This is a genomic window from Streptomyces sp. A2-16, assembly GCF_018128905.1.
GTDB lineage: Bacteria > Actinomycetota > Actinomycetes > Streptomycetales > Streptomycetaceae > Streptomyces.
Map to the genome: position 1 here is coordinate 4,345,268 of NZ_CP063808.1, position 14,960 is coordinate 4,360,227.

The following is a 14,960-nucleotide window of genomic DNA, read 5'->3' on the forward strand; positions in this document are numbered from 1 at the left end:
ACACTCGGGCCCGGCACCGTCCAACCCGACCTGATCAACGCCGGCGAGCAGCCGGTAACCGCGCTGCCGCGCTCGGCGTCTGCTTGCTGGACGAATCCGGTCGGCCCGATCGTCACGGCGTGGAGAACAGTCCGGGCTCCGGAGGCGTGGGGCCGTCGGCGCGGACGCCGTTGGTGACCCGTAGGAACTCCAGCTTTTCCGCGTCGGTGGAACCCGCGGCCACCGTGTAGACGACGAGGCGGAGGTCGCAGCCCGGGACGGTGAGCACGTCGCAGTCGCATGTCACCTCGCCCACCTGGGGGTGTACGACGGTCTTGCGGGCCGAGACGTGCGGGCCGACCTTGCCCTCGTCCCACAGGCGGGCGAACTGGGCGCTGGTGGACCGCAGTTCGTCCACGAGGTTGTTCAGACCGCGGTCGCGGGGGTAGTCGACGAGCGCTGTGCGCAGGTCGGCGACGAGGGCGGGCTTGAGGGCGTCGTCGGCCTGGAGCACTGGCCAGGCCGCGAGCCGGCTCGGGCCTGTGGCGAAGACCGCCCGTGCAAGGTTGCGCTCGTCGTGTGTCCGTGCGCTGGGGTCGCCTATCAGGACTGACCATGCGGGGGTCCAGGACAGCAAGGTCCAGTCGGCGCTGAACACGCCCACCGGGAACTCACCGAGGCGGGCCAGCATCCGCTGGACCCCGGCCGGAACATGCGTGGAGACCGTTCCCTCCTGGGGAGGCAGAAGGCCGGCCAGCCGGTAGGCGTGATCGCGCTCCATGGGCTGCAGTTGGAGTGCCCTGGCCAGGCTCGCGACGACCTGTGCCGAAGGGCTTGTGGCGCGTCCTTGCTCAAGGCGGACCACGTAGTCGACCGACAGCCCGGCGAGTTCGGCCAGCTCCTCGCGGCGCAGCCCCACCGCACGTCGGCCGGGCCGTGAGGCCAGTCCGACATCGGCGGGGGAGAGGCGGTCGCGCCAGCGGTGCAGTGCCGTGCCCAGGGTCTCGTCCACTCGGCCATTGTGTCCGCAAGGGAGCCGCTGTGCCTGGTACTGGCGGTCCTACCGTCATGGAGGGCACTGGCTGGCCTCCCGCCACGGGCCGAGAGTGGACGCATGACGACCACATTCATCACAGGTGCCAACAAGTCCCTCGGGTACGAGACCGCCCGCCGCTTGATCGAGGCCGGGCACACCGTCCTCATCGGCGCTCGTGATCCGGAGCGCGGCCAGGCGGCCGCCGACGCACTCGGCGCCCGTTTCGTCCAGATCGACGTGACCGACGACGCTTCGGTCGCCGCTGCCGCCACCCACATCGCCGCTCACGAGGGCGGCATCGACGTCCTGATCAACAACGCAGGCGTTTTCGGGACGCACAGCCCCGCCGACCGGATCACAGCCGCCGATGCCGGCGAGGTGTTCGAAGTCAATGTCGTGGGGATCGTCCGCGTCACGCACGCGTTCCTGCCGCTGCTGCGCAAGTCCGCGCACCCGGTCATCGTCAATGTGTCGAGCGGCATGGGGTCGTTCGCGGCCACCCACGACGCCGAGCGCATCGAGTCGAAGAACCTCGCGCCGCTCTACACGGCGTCGAAGGCCGCGGTGACCATGCTGACCACGCAGTACGCGAAGTCCTGGCCGGATGTGAAAGTGAACGCCGCCGACCCGGGCTACACCGCGACCGACTTCAACGGACACAGCGGCCCGCAGACCGTGACCGAGGGCACCGACGCGATCGTCGAACTTGCCACCATCGGTCCGGACGGGCCGACCGGAACCTTCCGCGACCGTCACGGTGAGATGGCGTGGTGATCCACCACTGAATGCAGGGCGTGCCCGGCACGGACGAGGCCTCCGGAGTCACCGACTCATGCCGATATCCGTTACGCGGCCGGCTCCGGTCGGACGCGAGCGGTGCAGAGGGTGGTCGTGCTTTAGGCGAGGCCTGAGCCGATGATGACGACGTTGCTTGTCGCGCTCAGGCCGTCGCTTCCGGCTTCGCCGGAGTGATCTCGGCGATCAGGTTCTCGACCAGGGTCTTGATCTCGTCGCGGATCGGCCGGACGGCTTCCACGCCCTGTCCGGCCGGGTCGTCGAGCTTCCAGTCGAGGTAGCGCTTGCCGGGGAAGACGGGGCAGGTGTCGCCGCAGCCCATGGTGATGCAGACGTCGGACTCCTTCACCGCGTCGACGGTGAGGATCTTCGGGACTTCGGCGGAGATGTCGATACCGACTTCGGCCATCGCGGCGACGGCGGCCGGGTTGACCTGCTTGCCCGGGTCGGAGCCGGCGGAGCGGACCTCGACGCGGTCCCCGGCGAGGTGGGTCAGCCAGGCGGCTGCCATCTGGGAACGGCCGGCGTTGTGCACGCAGACGAAGAGCACGGAGGGCTTGTCGGACATCAGAGGTCTCTCTTGTCTCGCATCTGTACCGGCGTATGGGCGTACGGGCACGACGTATCAGCATCCGGTGGTGTCAGTCACCGCTGATGTGACAGTATCAGCGCATGCTGACGTCAGTCGACACTGATCTGATCCGGGTTCTGGCCGACCCGCTCAGGCTCCGGATCGTGACCCTGCTCGCCCAGGAGACGCTGTGCACCACCCATCTCGTGGAGGAGACCGGTGCCCGGCAGACCAACCTCTCCAACCACCTGAAGGTGCTGCGCGAGGCCGGGGTCGTGGAGACGGAGCCGTGCGGCCGGTACACGTACTACAAGCTGTGCCCGGACGTCATCGCCCGGCTCGCGGGTCAGTTCGCCGACCTGGCCGAGTCCGCTCGCGCTGCCACAAAGAACAAGAGGGCCTGCCCGTGACCGCCGCCGAAGCCGCCCCGCCCGCGGAGTCCGTGCCGGTGGAGTCCGTGCCGGTGGAGTCCACGCCGGTGGAGTCCACGGCGGTGGCGCCCGCGCCCGAGTCCGTGGCGCCGGGTGCCGCTCCGTCGCGCAGCCCCCTTCTCGCCCGGGCCGCCGCCGAACTCATAGGCACCGCCCTGCTGGTGGCGGTCGTGGTCGGCTCCGGCATCCAGGCCACCGAACTGACCACGGACGTCGGTGTGCAGCTGCTGGCCAACTCCATGGCCACGGTCTTCGGCCTCGGCATCCTGATCCTCCTGCTCGGCCCGGTGTCCGGCGCCCACTTCAACCCGGTCGTCACGCTGGCCGAATGGTGGACGGCGCGACGCGGAGGTTCGGGCGTCACACTCCGCGAGGTGGCGGTGTATCTGCCGGCGCAGGTCGTCGGCGCGGTCGCGGGCGCGATCCTGGCGGACGCGATGTTCGGTGAACCCCTGGTGAAGTGGTCCACGCACGATCGCTCCGCCGGGCACCTGCTCCTGGGCGAGGTCGTCGCCACGGCCGGCCTGATCCTGCTGATCTTCGGCCTCGCCCGCGTCGGCCGCCTGCAGTACGCGCCCGTAGCGGTCGCCTCCTACATCGGAGCCGCCTACTGGTTCACCTCCTCCACCTCCTTCGCCAACCCCGCGGTGACCATCGGCCGCACCTTCACGGACACCTTCGCGGGCATCGCTCCCGGCTCGCTGGTGGGCTTCATCGGCATGCAGCTCGTCGGCGGGGCGGTCGGACTGGCCTTGGTGGCCCTCGTGTTCCCGTCCGGGAGGGAACGCGCCGAGTGACACGTACTGCCGGAAGAGGGTGGGCGGCGGCCCTGCGTTGCGTCTGACACAGGGCGTGACTGATCAGGCTTTTCCCGTGCTGTGGCCATCGTGGAAACCGCGAACGGGCAGTATGGGCGGACTTACTGGCTCTAACAAAAGCGAGTTGATCATGTGACTGTCGGCTTGATCGCTCGTTGATGTGGTCATGGGGAAGCGTCAGTCGCGGCCGTGGATCGTGTCGGACGAACTGTGGTCGCTCATCGAACCGTTGCTGCCCGAGCCACCGCCCAAGCAGGTCGAGGGACGGCCGCGAGTGCCCGACCGGCAGGCCTTGTGCGGCATCTTGTTCGTCCTGCACACCGGCATCCAGTGGGAGTACCTGCCCCAGGAGCTGGGCTTCGGCTCGGGCATGACCTGCTGGCGGCGCCTGGCGGCCTGGAACGAGGCCGGCGTGTGGGACCAGCTACATCAGCTGCTGCTGAACAGGCTGCGGTCGAAGAACCAGCTGGACTGGTCCCGGGCGGTGATCGATTCCTCCCATGTCCGGGCCGCACGCAGGGGCCCAAAAGCGGACCCAGCCCGGTCGACCGCGCACGGCCGGGCAGCAAGCACCACGTCCTCACCGACGGCCAGGGCATCCCGCTCGCCGTGTCGCTGACCGGCGGAAACCGCAACGACGTCACCCAACTGCTGCCCCTGCTGGACAAGATCCCGGCGGTGGCGGGAGTAGTGGGCCGGCCACGCAGGCGGCCCGACATGCTCTTCGCGGACCGCGGCTACGACCACGACAAGTACCGCCGGCTCCTGCGTGAACGCGGCATCCGGCCCGCGATCGCCGAACGGGGCCAGCCTCACGGCACCGGCCTGGGCACGTTCCGGTGGGTCGTCGAGCGCACCATCTCCTGGCTGCACGGCTTCCGCCGCCTGCGCATCCGCTGGGAACGGCGCGACGACATCCACGAAGCTTTCCTCGGCCTCGCCGTCTGCCTGATCACCCACCGACACGTCCAGAGGCTTTGTTAGGGCCAGTTAGTCTTCCAGTCCGCCTGCGCTGGCCCGGCATCCGCCGGCCCATCCTCGGATGCGCCACGCGCTTCGGCCCCGAGCGCCCGCCTTCCAGTCGTACGTCCTGCCGCGCCACCACCAACTCCACCAGCAGCCAGGCCTCGTTGACCAGAGCTCCATCCTCGGCATGCCCCTCGCACCGCGCACCGATGGCCGCCGGCCGTGGGACACCACCCTGCCGCGCACCGAGGGCGACAGGGACCTGAACCCCGAAGAGGTGGAGCGTTGCGCCCGGCTGTGGAACCCCCAGCCTGCTGAAGCCGCCTGGGACAACTCACGTTGCCGTGCCGTCAAGCCGGTCGACCGTGACGGGGTCTTCGAGCAGCCCCGCCCGCGCTTGGAGACAATCCCGGCATGGTGATGACACGGCACTGGTACTCCGCGTCGCCCGTCGCGGACGGGCACTCGCTCCTGGATGAGCCGGGCTTCTGGCCTGCGTACTTGGCGGACCTGGCTGGGGAGTTCACGCCGGAGGCCTTCGGATCGGACGCGGGCGACACGAACGCCATGCTGGACACGCTCCACGACCCGTCGGCGTGGCCCATGTTCACGGTGCCGCTGGCCGACGGCTTCGCGATCGTCGTGCACTTCAACAGCGGCGAGGAGTTCACGACCACGGACTACTTCCTCACACATCCTGACTGGAGCCAGGATCTCGTCCTGGCCAGCGACGATCAGGACCGCATCGGCCCCGGGCTGTGCTGGCCCGAGCTCGCCGCCCTGCTGGAGGCACCACCGAGTGCGGCAGGCGTCACCGACTCGCACGCCCGTCTCCTCCTTCTCCTGCCTGTTCTCGGCGACGCGGCGGTTCCGGACGAGGCGGTGACCGTCGTGGTCCGAGCGCTCATCGCTCAGGGTGCTCCTGAGTCGAGCGAGGCGTTGGCCGGACACCTGCTCCAGGGACACCCGATGTGGGGCGCTGAGGACTGGTGGTTCGATGACGACGAACAGAGCTGGCTCTGCGAAGGCGAGCACAGCCCCCGAAAAGTCCCCCTCGGTGACCATCTGCCCCCGCAACAGCGAGCCGCCCTCGAAGCCTGCCTCACTCCCCGCTGACCAGCTCAAGCCGTGCTGACAACAGCCTTGTGGTTGAGCCGGTCGTTCTTCACCCAGCGTCTGGTGATGGCGGACTTCTTGCCGGAGGTGTGCCTGCCAGATCGGTGCCTTCAGACAGAGGTCGGCGCGATGGTCAGCAGCTTGCCCATCGCGGCCAGCACCGACGGCTCGACCCGGTAATAGACCCACGTGCCGCGGCGCTCGGAGGTCAGCAGCCCGGCCTCCTTGAGCTTCTTCAGGTGATGGGAGACGGTCGGCTGGGACACTCCGACGTCGGAGATGTCGCACACGCACGCCTCGCCGCCCGCGTGCGAGGCCACGGCCGAGAACAGCCGCAGCCGCACGGGGTCGCCCAGCGCCTTGAACATGCGCGCGGCGGTGTCGGCCTCCTCGGCCGTGAAGGGGCGCTCGGTCAGCGGCGGGCAGCACGGCGCAACATCCTCGGGCACCTCGGGCTCCAACAGCGGCAACACCTTCGAATTCGGCATGCGTCTATGTTGACATACATCGAACCAGGCTGGCCAGGGAGTATCGGTCCATCAAATTCGATGGATGTCTATGTTGACGCATGTCTAATCAGGTGCCATCCTGGCCGGGCAGATACATCGACAAACGTCGAAACAAAGGGGAGTCTCGTGAACGCGCCTACCACCGACCGCATGCCCGTCGTGGTCGTCGGAGCCGGCCCGATCGGCCTGGCCGCCGCCGCCCATCTGGTCGACCGCGGCATTGAGCCCCTGGTCCTGGAGGCCGGCCCCACTGCCGCCGCCGCGGTGCGCGAGTGGTCGCACGTGCGCCTGTTCTCCACCTGGGGCGAGCTCGTCGACCCCGCCGCCGAGAAGCTGCTGGCTCCCACCGGCTGGACACGCCCCGACCCGTCCGGCTACCCCTCCGGCGGCGACTGGGCCGACCTCTACCTGCAGCCGCTCGCCGACGTCCTCGGCGACCGCGTCCGTACCGGCGCCACCGTCACCGGAGTCTCCCGGACCGGCCGGGACCGGATCGTGGACGCCGACCGCGAGCAGCAGCCGTTCGTCGTGCACGTCGCCTACGCCGACGGCCGTGAGGAGCGCCTCTTCGCCCGCGCCGTCATCGACGCCTCCGGCACCTGGGCCACGCCGTCCCCGGCTGGTGGCAGCGGCCTTGCCGCGCTCGGCGAGAAGGGGGCCGCGGACCGGATCACCTACCGCGTCCCGGACCTGAGGGACCCCGCCGTCCGCGCCCGGTACGCGGGCAGGCGCACCGCCGTGATCGGCTCCGGCGCCTCCGCCTTCACCGCTCTCGCCTACCTCGCCGACCTCGCCAAGTCCGACGACGGCGCGAACACCAAGGGCGTGTGGATCCTGCGCCGGGGCATCTCGGGCTCCACCTTCGGCGGCGGCGAAGCCGACCAGCTCCCCGCCCGCGGCGCCCTGGGCCTGGCGGCGAAGGCCGCCGTCGACGAGGGCCACGCGGACGCCGTCACCGGTTTCCGCACGGAGGCGATCGAGCGCGACACCGACGGCCGCCTGGTCCTGGTCGGCGAGGACGGCCGCCGCCTCGACCCGGTCGACGAGGTGATCGTGCTGACCGGTTTCCGCCCCGACCTGTCCTTCCTCGACGAGCTGCGCCTCGGTCTCGACGAGCGCCTCCAGGCCCCCGTCGCCCTGGCGCCGCTGATCGACCCCAACCAGCACTCCTGCGGCACCGTCTACCCGCACGGCCACCGCGAGCTCTCCCACCCCGAGCACGGCGTGTACCTGGTCGGGATGAAGTCCTACGGCCGCGCCCCGACGTTCCTGGCGATGACCGGTTACGAGCAGGTGCGCTCCGTCGCCGCGGCGATCGCCGGCGACATCGAGTCCGCCGACCGTGTCGAGCTCACCCTGCCCGAGACCGGAGTCTGCGGTGGCGCCGGCCTGTTCGACGCGCCCGACACCCAGGAGGGCGACGGCGGCGGCTGCTGCGCGCCCGCGCCGCAGCTCGTCCGACTCGGCGCCCCCGCCCCGCTCGAGGCCGCTGCCGAGCAGGCCCCGGCGGGCGGCTGCTGCGGCTCGTGACCGACCTCAACACCCCCGCACGCGGGGCCGCGACCGGAACAGGTGACCGGTCGCGGCCCCGCGCCGCCCTGCCCGCCCTCTGTGTCACGCAGATCGTGAGCTGGGGCATCGTCTACTACGCGTTCCCCGTGCTCAACCCGCAGATCACCGCCGCGACCGGCTGGCCGGCCGGGGCGACCACCGCGGCGTTCTCCCTCGGCCTCGTCGTCTCCGCCCTCACCGGGATCCGCGTCGGGCGCATCCTCGACAGGCGCGGCCCGCGCGTCGTCATGACCGCCGGCTCCGTGCTAGGAGTGGTCAGCCTGCTGATCGTGGCCACGGCCCCCAACGTCCCGGTGTTCATTGCCGGTTGGGCGCTGGCCGGACTCGCGATGGCCGCCACCTTCTACCAGCCCGCGTTCGCCGCACTCACCCGCTGGTGGGCCCCCGACCACGTGCGCGCCCTGACCGTCGTCACCCTTGCCGGCGGCCTCGCCTCCACCGTCTTCGCACCCCTGACCGCAGCCCTCGCCGACCATCTCTCCTGGCGCCACACCTACCTCGTGCTCGCCGCCGTCCTCGCCACCATCACCATCCCCGCCCACGCCCTGGCCCTGCGCGCACCCTGGCCCGACGCCCCGACCGCCACGGCACACGCGGGAGCAGGCGCCGCCGGGGTCGGGCGCAGCCGACCGTTCCTGCTGCTCGCCGCCGCCTTCACCCTGTCGGCCTTCGCGATGTACGCCGTCGTCGTCGCCCTCGTCCCGCTCCTCCTGGAACGCGGGTACTCCACCAGCCAGGCCGCCTGGGTCCTCGGCATCGGTGGCGCCGGACAGACCCTCGGCCGCACCCTGTACGCCGCGATCGCCCGCCGCACCACCGCCACGACCCGCACCACGGTCCTCATTGCCTTCGGCGCACTGACCACCGCCGCCTTCGCCGCTGTCCCCGGCCCGTACGCCATGCTCATCACCGTGTCGATCGTGGCCGGCATGGTCCGCGGCAACCTCACCCTGCTCCAGGCCACCGCCATCACCGACCGCTGGGGCACCGCCCACTACGGACGCCTCTCCGGACTCCTCGCGGCACCGGCCACGTCCGCGGCAGCCCTCGCACCCTTCGCCGGCGCCGCCCTGGCCGTGCCGCTCGGCGGTTATGAGCCGCTGTTCTTCCTTCTGGCCATCGTCTCCGTGGCCGCCGCGCTCATCGCACCGTGGACAGGCACCGCTGCCGTACCCCGCCGCGTGCCACCGCTGTGACGACCGCGTCATCCCCTGCTGACAAGGCCGTTCCACTGTTGGACGTCGTCATGATCCAGCATCGACCGCGTCTCGGGACGGCAGCCGAGTTCGGCGACGCAGAGGTGCGGGCAACAGGACGCGGACCAAGACCTCCGGCACACCCCCCGAGGCCAGGGACGGTTTCGTCGCGGGCGATGATCGTGATGTACGGCTCGAAAGGCGGCAGTTCGTCGCGGACCGCGGCCGCAGGGCGTGATCTCATGAAGTCACCTGGGCCTGCCCTCGCCGCGGAGCGCGCCGCCGCGGGCGGCATTCCGCGGCGGCGCGATCCGGCTTCGGCGAAGCATGACGGGGCCAGGAGGCGCTCAGCGGCTGAAGACGAGTTCGGCCTGATCGCGCTTGGTGGTGTGCAGGTCCCAGTAGGCGGGGGAGATCTCGTCGGGCTGGGCCGTCGGGAAGCCGGGGAGGGCCGGGGTGCCGATCGAGACGTCGATGCCGACGTGGGCCGCCTGGATGCCGGTGCCGTCCAGCTCCTTGTGCAGGTTGATCGCCCAGTTGCGCAGCGCCGCGGCCGCGGCGTTCACGTTGGCGACCTGCGGCACGGGGTCGATGGAGCCGGCGCCGGTGGTGTAGAGCAACGTGCCCGCGCCGGCCTCACGCATCGCGGGCAGTACCGCCCGGGTGGCGGTGATGGCGCCGTAGAGCTGGAACTCGATCTGGAGTTGGACATGTGCCGGGTCGGTCCCGGTGGGGGTGGTCAAAGCGGTGGAGTCGAACGTTCCCACCGGGGAGTACTCCAGGACGTCGATACCGCCGAACTTCGAGGCGGCGTCCCGGAGCGCCTGGTCCAGTGCGGCACGGTCGATGACGTCCGCGGGGAACGCGGCGGCGGTGATGCCCTCCGCGGTGAGCTTGCCCACGAGGGGGTCGAGGTTGTCGCGGCTGCGGGAGATCAGGGCGACGTCGAAGCCTCGAGAGCCGAAGGTGCGGGCGATGGCCAGGCCGAGCTGAGGGCCGGCGCCGACGATGGCGATGCTGGTCACGGTGATCCTTCCGAAAGGCGGTTGTTGACAGGGGAGATCCGGTAAGGCCTATCCGTTTGCATGATGTGGATAGGTCTCTCCATTTTCGCTCGACCACCGTACCAGCAAAAGTGGATAGGGCAATCCGATTGATATGCTCCGGCGTATGCCCCCTGGTGACCAGCACCCCGACGCCCCCGCAGGGCAGTCCCTGCGCAGTGACGCCGAGCGCAACCGGGAGCGGATCATCGCCGCCGCCCGCACGGTCTTCGCGCGTGACGGCCTGAACGCCTCCATGGCTTCGGTGGCGCGCGAGGCGGGGGTCGGGATCGCGACCATGTTCCGGCGTTTCCCCACCAAGGCGGAACTGGTCGACGCCGTCTTCATCGACCGTATGGGCGCCTACGCCGACGCGGTCACCACCGCCCTGGCGGACCCCGACCCGTGGCACGGCTTCGTCGGCTACGTCGAGAGCGTCTGCGCGATGCAGGCCGCGGACTACGGCTTCGCCGACGTGCTGACCACGACGTTTCCCTCCGCCAAAGCGCTGGAACGCCGCCGGAACGAGGCCTACGAGGGCATGGTCGAACTCATCGGCCGCGCCAAGGCCACCGGCCGTCTGCGCGAGGACTTCGACCCCTCGGACCTGGTGCTGATCCACATGGCCAATGCCGGCGTCGTCAACGCGACCGGCGACGCCGCGCCGGATGCCTGGCGACGCGTCGTGGCCCTGCTGATCCAGTCCCTGGAGAGCCCGACCCGAGGCCCCCTGCCCGCCTCGCCCGAGCACGACGCCCTTTACCGGGCCATGCTCCGTCCCGGTCCGGCAGGCGCGGCGGCGTCGAACTCGGGCGAGTGACCGAAGGGAAAGCCGTCCCCCGCAGAGCGTGCCCGGCACGGCAAAACGCGGACGCCGGGACGGCCGTGCGCCCGAGTGACACGTACGTCACCGCCCTCGCGCCCGTATCGATAGGCCCGGCCTCTACGGGGCAGCGATTTTTGGTCGTGGACCCCCCGCCCCGCCGCCCGGTTCACTGTGCCGCAAGCCGGCGCGGACCGATCGGGCTCGGTGTCGCGCGATCAGGGAGGCTGCAATGACGCATACCCCGGGCAACGGACGAGCCGAACAGGCCGTGCGGAGCGCGGCGAGGCCGTGGCCGCGATCTACTTCGGTGCGGTCGGCCGGCCCACCGTCCCGGACCACATCAGCCTCTGGGGCCTGCGCCTGAAGATCTGCCAGAGCTTCGACCAGTGGGCCAACGTCCGCCCCGTGCACTTCCTGCCGGGCGTCGTCAGTCCGCTGCGCAAGGCGGACGACACCGAGCTCGACCGGGTCGTCGTCCGCAAGAACAGCGAGGGCGAGTACGCGGGCCTCGGCGGCCGCAACCTCGGCGGACGCGGGCCCGGCGGTGAAGTCGCCGTCCACTCCGCCCTGTTCACCGAGGTCGGCTGCGAGCGGATCATGCGGTTCGCGTTCGACCTGGCCCGTACCCGGGACCGCAGGAAGGTCTCCTCCGTGACCAAGAGCAACGCCCAGCAGTACGGCATGGTCCTGTGGGACGACGTCTTCAAGCGCGTGGCCGCCGACTACCCGGACGTCGAGACGGAGAGCGTCCTGGTCGACGCGATGTCCGCGAAGTTCGTGCTCAAGCCGGAGGACCTGTCGGTCGTGGTGGCGTCCAACCTGAACGCCGACATCCTCTCCGACCTCGGCAGCGCCCTGGCCGGCAGCCTGGGCCTGGCGGCCAGCGCCAACCTCAACCCCGAGCGCCGCTACCCCAGCATGTTCGAGCCCGTCCACGGCTCCGCCCCGGACATCGCGGGCCAGGACCTGGCCAACCCCATCGGAGCCGTCGGCAGCGCCGCACTGATGCTGGAGCACTTCGGCTTGCCCGAGCAGGCGGCCCGCCTCAACAAGGCCATCGAGGCGACGACTTCGGCGGGTGTCCTGACCCGAGACGTCGGCGGCAACGCATCGACCGAGGACGTGGTGAAGGCCCTGATCGAGGCACTCAACACCTGACGGTCCGCAGCGAGCAACTCGCCGACGGTCGGAGAAGCCCGGACCCGTGCCGCCCTCGGTCGGAGAAGGGCCCGGGACTCCGCAGCGTCAGGGTCGGCGAGGGGTCTCGGACTCCGCAGCGTCGCGCCCGCGAACGCCTCGCCCACGAAGGCGGGTTGCTGTCCGACACGAGTGTCCACACCATTCCCCGCGGCGGCGTCTCGTCCGGCCGGGTGGCGCGCTTCCGGCGCTCGCGTGCCCATCTCAGCGGCGATTCGCGTGGGGCGCCCGTCGTCCTCGAAGTCGGACGACGGCAGGCGCGACACCTGTCGTGCGCGCCTGCCGTATTGCGGCCTTTCAGCCCATCGGTGCGACGCGGATACGGTTCCCGTCAGGATCGGCTGCGAGGAAGGTCAGTCCGAACCCCGCATCATGCGGCTCGCGCAGGATCGTGACCCCCTTGGCATTCCACTGCTCGAAGGTCGCGTTGACCTCGTCGGGTCCACCGTCGACGGCCAGGCACACCTCACCGGTGCGCGGGACGTCCGGTGACAGATCCTCGAACTGGCCGGACCACACACCGAGGTCAGCGCCCGGCCCGAGGTCGAACGTGATGTATCCCGACGTCTCGAACGAGGGGCTCAGGCCGAGGAGGTCGCCGTAGAAACGAGCTGCGGCGGGAGCGTCGTTCACGTAGACGATGGACACGACGGATTTGGTCATGGTTGGTCCTTCACAGTCGTAGGTACGCGTCCGCCAGCCTGACCAGGAAATGCGCCGCATCGTGTCGCAATTCGCTGAGAAAATTGGTGGGTGACCCCAGATCGCTTCTTCAGCCTGATGCTGCTCCTCGAATCGAGGGAGGCCGTGACCACACAGGAACTTGCCTCAGCGCTCGGGGTGTCCCTTCGCACCATCACCCGGGACCTGAACTGGCTCCGCGACGCCGGTCTGCCGGTGACCGCCCACCGGGGCCGCCTCGGAGGCGTGACCATGCTGCCCGGGACCGGGCTCGACCTCACGCGACTCACACCGGGCGAGCGTGATCATCTGTCGCTGACCGGGCTGGACGAGAAGCAACGTGCCGAGCTCAACGCATCGGCCGAAAGTCGGCGCGCGCTTTCCAAGATCGCCGCTGCACAGCCACGTCGAGTTCATGAGCTCCTGCCGCTCACCGACGTAGTGCACGTGGACAGCCGTCCCTGGCGTCAGGCACGAGCTTCCGGCACGACTCCGGCTTCGCTGATCGGCACAGTGCGGCGAGGCCGCCGGCTACGGATCGAGTACGACAGCCCACGCGAGTCATGCCCACGCGACCTGGTCGTGGATCCCTACGGGCTGCTCGCCAAGGCCGGCATCTGGTACCTCGTCGCCGACTGTGCCGGAGTGCCACGGATGTATCGACTCGAACGGATCACGACGTGGGAGGAAGTCGACCGGTCACGACGGATCCGGGAGGGCCAGACCCTGGCCACCGTCGCTGCGGCGCTCATTGATCAGTGGGAGCACAACCACGCGATCGAGGTCAGCGCCACCATCGAAGAGACCCAGATCGCGCGAGCGCAACGGATCTTCGGCCCACGACTCGTCCCGGACGACCAGGAAGAATCCGCCACCGGCCGCAGGGTGACGATCCGTTTCCTGCATCTGGAGGACGTGCGAGCACTACTGCCGTTCGGGAGCGCCATCACTGTGCACGGCCCCACCGAAGCCAGGGCTCACCTCCGCGACCTCGCCACCGACCTTGCCCACCACTATGCGTCGACGTCCTGACCCGAAATATCCAGGAAGCCTCGGCACCCCAATTTAAAGATCGACACTCCGGACGATGCCCCTTGGCTTCTTGCCCGGAGGGCAACCAGGGCGTCCACTCAACAACAGCGAGGTCGGTCCACGGCTGCACAAGATCGGCATGCAGCCCTGAGAGCTCCTAACGAAATGGCGCACTCCACTCGGAAGTCGCTGGCCAGCTGAGGCGGAGGTGCGTCAAGATCGCCTCATCTTCGTGGGAGGCGGCGTGGTAACGGCTGGGCAGTTGGATCTGGCTCTTTTGCGCGATGACGAAGGCAACAGTGTGCGCATCACCGTGCTTGGCCCCTTGCAGGGTGTGGCCGGTGGGCTCGCCGCAGAGATTGTCGTCGACACGCCGTTCGTGGCCGGCCGCGTGGACCTCGCGTTGTGGCGATCGCGGCTCACCTCGTGGGCCGAGGCACTGGACCGCCTGGAGGCCAGTGAGGACATCGCCTGGTTGCACGTCCAGCGCGGGCCATCCATCTACATCCACCTGAACGGCGAGCGTGACTGCCCCGAGGTGGTGGTTGAAGACAAAGTGATCTCGATGACGACCGTGCGGGTGCCCATCGATCTGCCGTCCGACTGGGTCGCAACTCATCGGGGCTTGCTCAGCGCCGTTCTCGGCGCCTGGGAGGGGCACCTGTCATCGGAGTGAGCTCCAACAGAACTGCTCCACAGCCCTGTTCACCCTCCCCGCCGCGAACCGGGCCGCCTACGCCGCCGATGCCAGCCGATGTGTCCCGGAGAACCGATGAAGCTACAGATCGCCATCCACCAAGCGCGGCTCGGATCCATGGAGTTCAAGGTCATCAGACCAGCCCGGCCTCTGGTCCATGCCGTGCTCGTCGACCACGATCGGCACCTGGACGCCTACGTCGATCAGGATGCCGCGCAGCGAATCGGCGGGCTGTGGACGCTTGCCGCCTCTTCACCGCGCTCACTGGTCCACCTGCCGATGCGAGCCAACCAGTCTCCCTCCAGCGAGCTGCCGGAAGAGGGCACGCGGCAGCTCGATCTCGTGCTGCTGCACCACTCACTCCAGTTCGCGCCCTCAAGCTGGAAGGAAGTGCGCAGGCGGCTCGGCCCGGGGCGTCCGCAGACGGTGACGCTGCCCGTCCCAGGACACCCTGGCGCAGCCGTAGTTGACCACGAGGCACGGCACTACCGGTAG

18 protein-coding genes are annotated in these 14,960 nt (G+C 69.7%); 13 read left to right on the top strand and 5 right to left on the bottom strand.

Going from position 1 to position 14,960, the window contains the following annotated elements; genetic code table 11:
* Nucleotides 1–112 precede the first annotated feature (112 nt).
* On the bottom strand, nucleotides 113–991 hold the full coding sequence (locus tag IOD14_RS19490; RefSeq protein ID WP_123993210.1) for a helix-turn-helix transcriptional regulator: 879 nt from the start codon (nucleotides 989–991) through the stop codon (nucleotides 113–115).
* A 102-nt stretch (nucleotides 992–1,093) separates the two neighbouring features.
* Here IOD14_RS19490 and IOD14_RS19495 point away from each other — a divergent pair, with 102 nt between their 5' ends.
* Nucleotides 1,094–1,789, top strand: coding sequence for an SDR family NAD(P)-dependent oxidoreductase (locus tag IOD14_RS19495; protein ID WP_123993209.1), 696 nt, complete (start codon nucleotides 1,094–1,096; stop codon nucleotides 1,787–1,789).
* A 166-nt stretch (nucleotides 1,790–1,955) separates the two neighbouring features.
* On the opposite strand, the gene IOD14_RS19500 is transcribed toward IOD14_RS19495, so the two are convergent.
* A complete protein-coding gene (locus IOD14_RS19500) occupies nucleotides 1,956–2,378 on the bottom strand; it encodes an arsenate reductase ArsC (protein WP_123993208.1) in 423 nt (140 codons plus the stop codon).
* Nucleotides 2,379–2,482: 104 nt separating this feature from the next.
* On the opposite strand from IOD14_RS19500, the gene IOD14_RS19505 reads away from it, so the two are divergent.
* The 5 genes from IOD14_RS19505 (at nucleotide 2,483) to IOD14_RS19525 (ending at nucleotide 5,712) form a co-directional block, all read left to right on the top strand.
* Nucleotides 2,483–2,791, top strand: a complete 309-nt coding sequence (locus IOD14_RS19505) for a metalloregulator ArsR/SmtB family transcription factor (RefSeq protein ID WP_123993207.1) — start codon at nucleotides 2,483–2,485, stop codon at nucleotides 2,789–2,791.
* A gap of 53 nt (nucleotides 2,792–2,844) precedes the next feature.
* Entirely contained in the window at nucleotides 2,845–3,609 is a 765-nt protein-coding gene (locus tag IOD14_RS19510; RefSeq protein ID WP_249126282.1) for an aquaporin, read from the top strand.
* 187 nt (nucleotides 3,610–3,796) lie between these two features.
* Nucleotides 3,797–4,614 (top strand): IS5 family transposase gene (locus tag IOD14_RS19515; RefSeq protein ID WP_249125966.1). Its coding sequence is split into 2 segments (ribosomal slippage): nucleotides 3,797–4,148 and nucleotides 4,148–4,614, totalling 819 coding nucleotides; the frame shifts between segments, so codons are not numbered across the junction.
* A gap of 58 nt (nucleotides 4,615–4,672) precedes the next feature.
* Entirely contained in the window at nucleotides 4,673–5,017 is a 345-nt protein-coding gene (locus IOD14_RS19520) for a hypothetical protein (protein WP_212670914.1), read from the top strand.
* The gene (locus IOD14_RS19525) at nucleotides 5,011–5,712 is read left to right on the top strand and encodes a hypothetical protein (protein ID WP_212670915.1); all 702 of its coding nucleotides are present in this window, start codon (nucleotides 5,011–5,013) and stop codon (nucleotides 5,710–5,712) included. Before IOD14_RS19520 ends, IOD14_RS19525 begins: the two co-directional genes overlap by 7 nt.
* Before the next feature lie 110 nt (nucleotides 5,713–5,822).
* Here IOD14_RS19525 and IOD14_RS19530 read toward each other — a convergent pair whose 3' ends face one another.
* Nucleotides 5,823–6,200 carry a metalloregulator ArsR/SmtB family transcription factor gene (locus IOD14_RS19530; RefSeq protein WP_123993204.1) on the bottom strand — a complete coding sequence of 126 codons (378 nt, stop codon included), beginning with the start codon at nucleotides 6,198–6,200 and terminating at the stop codon, nucleotides 5,823–5,825.
* A gap of 147 nt (nucleotides 6,201–6,347) precedes the next feature.
* On the opposite strand from IOD14_RS19530, the gene IOD14_RS19535 reads away from it, so the two are divergent.
* Nucleotides 6,348–7,751: an NAD(P)-binding domain-containing protein gene (locus IOD14_RS19535; protein WP_212670916.1), complete on the top strand. Its 1,404-nt coding sequence runs from the start codon at nucleotides 6,348–6,350 to the stop codon at nucleotides 7,749–7,751.
* Nucleotides 7,748–8,989 carry an MFS transporter gene (locus tag IOD14_RS19540; RefSeq protein ID WP_212670917.1) on the top strand — a complete coding sequence of 414 codons (1,242 nt, stop codon included), beginning with the start codon at nucleotides 7,748–7,750 and terminating at the stop codon, nucleotides 8,987–8,989. The genes IOD14_RS19535 and IOD14_RS19540 overlap by 4 nt, the downstream gene beginning before the upstream one ends.
* A 347-nt stretch (nucleotides 8,990–9,336) precedes the next feature.
* Here IOD14_RS19540 and IOD14_RS19545 read toward each other — a convergent pair whose 3' ends face one another.
* Nucleotides 9,337–10,014, bottom strand: coding sequence for an SDR family NAD(P)-dependent oxidoreductase (locus IOD14_RS19545; RefSeq protein WP_212670918.1), 678 nt, complete (start codon nucleotides 10,012–10,014; stop codon nucleotides 9,337–9,339).
* A gap of 145 nt (nucleotides 10,015–10,159) precedes the next feature.
* Between IOD14_RS19545 and IOD14_RS19550 the strand changes: the two genes are divergently transcribed.
* The gene (locus IOD14_RS19550; protein WP_212670919.1) at nucleotides 10,160–10,852 is read left to right on the top strand and encodes a TetR/AcrR family transcriptional regulator; all 693 of its coding nucleotides are present in this window, start codon (nucleotides 10,160–10,162) and stop codon (nucleotides 10,850–10,852) included.
* Between the two features lie 294 nt (nucleotides 10,853–11,146).
* Nucleotides 11,147–12,016 (top strand): isocitrate/isopropylmalate family dehydrogenase, encoded by an 870-nt coding sequence (locus tag IOD14_RS19555; protein WP_249125967.1) that lies wholly within the window; start codon nucleotides 11,147–11,149, stop codon nucleotides 12,014–12,016.
* 336 nt (nucleotides 12,017–12,352) lie between these two features.
* Here the strand turns inward: IOD14_RS19555 and IOD14_RS19560 are convergent, their stop codons facing one another.
* On the bottom strand, nucleotides 12,353–12,718 hold the full coding sequence (locus IOD14_RS19560; protein ID WP_123993198.1) for a VOC family protein: 366 nt from the start codon (nucleotides 12,716–12,718) through the stop codon (nucleotides 12,353–12,355).
* Nucleotides 12,719–12,808: 90 nt separating this feature from the next.
* On the opposite strand from IOD14_RS19560, the gene IOD14_RS19565 reads away from it, so the two are divergent.
* The 3 genes from IOD14_RS19565 (at nucleotide 12,809) to IOD14_RS44295 (ending at nucleotide 14,960) form a co-directional block, all read left to right on the top strand.
* Nucleotides 12,809–13,768, top strand: a complete 960-nt coding sequence (locus IOD14_RS19565; protein ID WP_212670920.1) for a WYL domain-containing protein — start codon at nucleotides 12,809–12,811, stop codon at nucleotides 13,766–13,768.
* A 208-nt stretch (nucleotides 13,769–13,976) separates the two neighbouring features.
* On the top strand, nucleotides 13,977–14,444 hold the full coding sequence (locus tag IOD14_RS19570; RefSeq protein WP_212670921.1) for a DUF5959 family protein: 468 nt from the start codon (nucleotides 13,977–13,979) through the stop codon (nucleotides 14,442–14,444).
* Nucleotides 14,445–14,540: 96 nt separating this feature from the next.
* On the top strand, nucleotides 14,541–14,960 hold the full coding sequence (locus IOD14_RS44295; protein ID WP_249125968.1) for a hypothetical protein: 420 nt from the start codon (nucleotides 14,541–14,543) through the stop codon (nucleotides 14,958–14,960).